This window comes from Mesorhizobium sp. M7A.F.Ca.AU.001.01.1.1, assembly GCF_004022735.1.
GTDB classification, from domain to species: Bacteria; Pseudomonadota; Alphaproteobacteria; order Rhizobiales; family Rhizobiaceae; genus Mesorhizobium; species Mesorhizobium ciceri.
Window position 1 is genome coordinate 1 of record NZ_RZPF01000637.1, and the last position, 3,853, is coordinate 3,853.

Annotated in this window: 2 protein-coding genes, 1 tRNA gene and 1 pseudogene; all 4 read right to left on the bottom strand. The window is 60.5% G+C overall.

The features are described from left to right. Positions 1-176 precede the first annotated feature (176 nt). On the bottom strand, positions 177-1,049 hold the full coding sequence (locus EN884_RS28805) for a phytanoyl-CoA dioxygenase family protein (RefSeq protein ID WP_164745819.1): 873 nt from the start codon (positions 1,047-1,049) through the stop codon (positions 177-179). Between the two features lie 168 nt (positions 1,050-1,217). Beyond that, a complete protein-coding gene (locus EN884_RS28810) occupies positions 1,218-3,308 on the bottom strand; it encodes an O-antigen ligase family protein (protein ID WP_128360879.1) in 2,091 nt (696 codons plus the stop codon). Between the two features lie 221 nt (positions 3,309-3,529). Beyond that, positions 3,530-3,604: transfer RNA gene (locus EN884_RS28815), tRNA-Gln, on the bottom strand. Positions 3,605-3,731: 127 nt separating this feature from the next. Further along, positions 3,732-3,853, bottom strand: a pseudogene (locus EN884_RS28820) (VOC family protein); the annotation flags it as partial.

Here is a 3,853-nt window from a genome sequence, read left to right on the forward strand (position 1 = left end):
CTCTATCCGCACCGCACCTATATTGCGGCCAAGGTGCGCGCGTTCGTCGATTTCCTGATCCGCGAACTGTCGGCCGACTTCACCGCCTGAAATGCTGCCCGATTGCCGGCCAACGCCGTCAGGGGCCTGGCGCGAACGCCAGGCCCCTGCTGCCCCCGTCGCCCGACGCGGCAGCGTCATTTCCACCAGGCGGTGGTGTCGTACATCGGTCCCGGCTCCTCGAAGAGCTTTTCGTATTTGCACAGTGCCGGCGTCTTGCCGAGCGGCACCGAAACACCGTCCCTGAACGCCCATTCGCCACGTTGCGTCGTATCCGCCCGCACATAGCTGGACAGTGCAAAGGCGCGGTCGTGCTGTGACCTGTTGGGCGAGGAGCCGTGCACGGTGAGCAGCCCCCATAAAGCAAGATCGCCCGGCTCCAGCACCAGCGGAACGATGGTCGCCGGGTCGATGCCGACCTTGCGCAACTCTTCTTCGGCGGTCAGACCCTTCATCAGCTCGCCGGTTCCCTCGTCCGACAGGCCGAGATAGCCGAGCTTGTGGCTGCCGGGCACGACCTGAAGACAGCCATTGTCCAGCGTCGCCCGATCGACCGCGAGGCCTGTTGTCACGGTGGCGTCGGCGACATTGTCGAAGGCGGCCTGGTTACGGAAGCGCAGATCCTGGTGGAAGCGATAACCCGTGACATTGGCGCCGGGCGGCTTCCAGTGCAGCTGTTGGGCGATCTGTTTTATGTCGCGGCCGATCAGACCCTCGAGCAGCTTCAGATAGTCGGGATTGCGGCGGAACTGCTCGAAATAGGAATTGATCCAGGAAAACCAGTAAGCCTGCAGCACATATCGTTGGCCAAAGTCCGATTCAGGCAGGATCTGGAAATTCAGGTTGCCGTGCCGGAAAGTGGCGTGATGCTTGAGGCCATCGGCATAGACCGCATCGGTTTCCTTCTTCAGCCGGATCATCTCGTCGCCGTCGACGAATTGTCGAACGACCGCATATCCTTCCTCGCGGTACTGCTCCACCGCTTCGCGTGCCTGCCTGTCCGTCAGCATATCCGTGACAACCCCCGTCTGTGATCTGTGTCGATCGTAACAAACGGGTTGCCGGCGATAAGCCGTGGATTTTGGCATCGACTTTCCCGATTATCGGGAAATTGAGCGGGGCCTCAAAGGTGCATTGGCCGCAACCGGCTGATCAGATACGTGCTGCGCCGGCAGGCCCTAAAAATAGGTTCGCGGCGCGACAAGGTTCTTCTGCTGGCGAACATAAAAACAATAGAAGCCGAACGCCGCGGCAAACCACATGAAGGCCTCACCCATGGCCAGCCGGTTGTTGGAATTGGTAAGGATGCTGAGGGCGAAGAAAACCAGTGTGGAGATGTAACAGGACCATGCGGCCGGAGCGACAAGCTTGGCTCGCATGGCCAGCAGAACCTGCCTGGCCGACCAGGTGTAGAGAAAGGCAAAGAACGCCAGTCCGACCACACCATAGCGCACGACAATTTCCAGATAACCATTGTGGAAGACGTTTAAGATCATGGGATGATAGGTTCTGTTCTCCCACTCGGTCAGCCAGCTGGAACTGGCTCCGAAGATCGGGTGGCGTTTCCAGATATCGATCGCATCCGCCCACAGCATCAGCCTTTCCTTGGCTGCAAGCGGAACCGCATCGCTCGCGATGGCGCGGTCGAATGCGGGAAGGACGCCATGCCTGAACACATCCGGAACCAGGGTTTTGACGAAGGTCATGGTGTCGCCGGCGGTGGACGAGAAGATGTTGTGTGTTGCGACAATGCCGGCCGCCACGATCGCCAGCACGCCACCCGAAACCAACAGTTCGCGGCGATGGCCTCTCGCCAGGGTCATGACCGTCAACAGGAGCAGCGCAAGCGCAAGCGCAAGCCACACGCCCTTTGACCGCATCTCGATGATATTGACGACGGCAAGCAGCAGGACGGCTGTCGACAGCGCCCAATAAAGGTTCTTGGTTGCTTTCCCGAGGTCCGTTCTCTGGGCCGTGTAAGCCATGAATTGCAGCGTGCAGAGGAAGATGAAACCGGCCGCCACCGACGCGTGGATGGGATTGTTGAAAAGCCACGGGGCCGGTTGGATATCCTGAAACATGTTCGAACAGGCGGTGTCCGCCGCCAGGAAGACAAGACTGAGGATCATGAACCAGAGGACCAGCCGTGCGGGCTGCCTGACAAACAGCAGAAAGGCGAATCCGGTCGTCGCATAGAACAGCGGAAACATGTAAATGCCTTCGGCGCCACCCAACTGGTGGGTGCCGAAATAGACGATCGCCAGTCGGATGAAGACATAGAGCGACCAGCCCAGACACAGGAAGCCGACCCAACCGATCAGTGGTTTGCTGTAGGTCCACAAATCCACCCTGAACCAGCGGATGACCGCGACCAGGGCCAGCGCCAGGCCCGCATAGCGGTAGGTGTCTGCCTCGCGCCACACCGCGGAAACCATGGCGAGAACGGCGAGTGCCGCAAGCAACAGAAGCAAGGTGTGGCGCGGCGCGTTGTCCTTGGCATAGTCCAGGGTATCTCGCGGCAAAGGGGGCCGCAGCAGGACGTGATGCAGGCGGCGCAGCTCGTCACTGGCCCGCAACACCCCGGCACGTAGCCGGCTCGGCCCCCCCAACCTTGCGGATTTGTAGCTTCCCGAGGGACCGGCTATGCCGGAGATCTCGCTGCTGGCGGCGAAGCCAAGCACGTTTTGGCGGGCCGAATAGACCTTCAGACCGGTATCCCAAAAGCGTTCGAGCGCGACGTCCCATGGCATTTTCATGACGGCGAGCGCCGACAACAGACCCTGCGCGCCCTCCCGCGTCACCAGATAGGCGGCGGCCGAGCCTTGCGGGCCATGCAGCGCACGACCGATCTCGTCGCCTTCCGCCGTCTCGACGGCGCGCATGAAGAAGCTGATGCGATGGTTGATCAGTTTGATGACGTCGAAATCCGGCACCGCCGCGATGACGGCCTCGATGCGCCGCATGGTGTCTTCGCTGAAGAGGACGTCGTCCTCGACGATCAGGCCATGGGCGCTGCCACCGGCCACGAACGTTTCCAGCGCCTGGATATGGCTGCGGTAACAGGCATATTCGCCGGAAAGGATGTCGCGCCCGCTCAGCTTGCGTGCGGCTGGCAGATCGATCTCCGTCCAGGCCTCTTTGGCAAGCGCATAGCCGTCGACGGCGGCAATGCGCTGCAAGGTCAGGCCTGCCGCTTCGGCGCTGGCGAGCAATTCGCTCCAGCGCTGGGTCTCGCGATCGAGGTTGATGGCGAAGATAGGAAGGTTCATTGAAGTTCCATGTTGAGCCGCCACCCACCCGGCCGACCTATGTATGGAAAGAAGGAGATGTTCAAGGCGACACTATCCAGATCATGTGCAAGACCTGAATTTGCCGCGACGGCTTTGGCTCATCTGAATTTATGACACAATCGAACTGTTAGCCGATCGGCTTCATGGAAGATCGCAAAGGTACTCTCGGTCCTAAGTGTCCGGAACGGACCTGAGCGGGATGGCTGGGGCGCCAGGATTCGAACCTGGGAATGTCGGTACCAAAAACCGATGCCTTACCACTTGGCGACGCCCCAATTGCCGTCAGAGTCGCTTGTGCGGCGCGTTATTAGCAGAGCAGCCAAAAAGCACAATGCCCCATGAATGGTGGTGAGAACGCCTGTTTGGGCAGCAAAAGCAACGCCACCAGACGGCACCAGCTGGCTATTCGGACCACACCGCCATCTCGTTGCCGGCCGGATCGGCAAAGTGGAAACGGCGGCCGCCAGGGAACGCGAAGATCGGTTTGACGACCGTGCCGCCGGCGTTTTCGACAGCCTCGAGGG

What these genes read in the sequence shown, in the direction of transcription:
- EN884_RS28805 (WP_164745819.1), bottom strand. Translation starts at nt 1,049, where the DNA reads ATGCTGACGGACAGGCAGGCACGCGAAGCGGTGGAGCAGTACCGCGAG.
- EN884_RS28810 (WP_128360879.1), bottom strand. Translation starts at nt 3,308, where the DNA reads ATGAACCTTCCTATCTTCGCCATCAACCTCGATCGCGAGACCCAGCGC.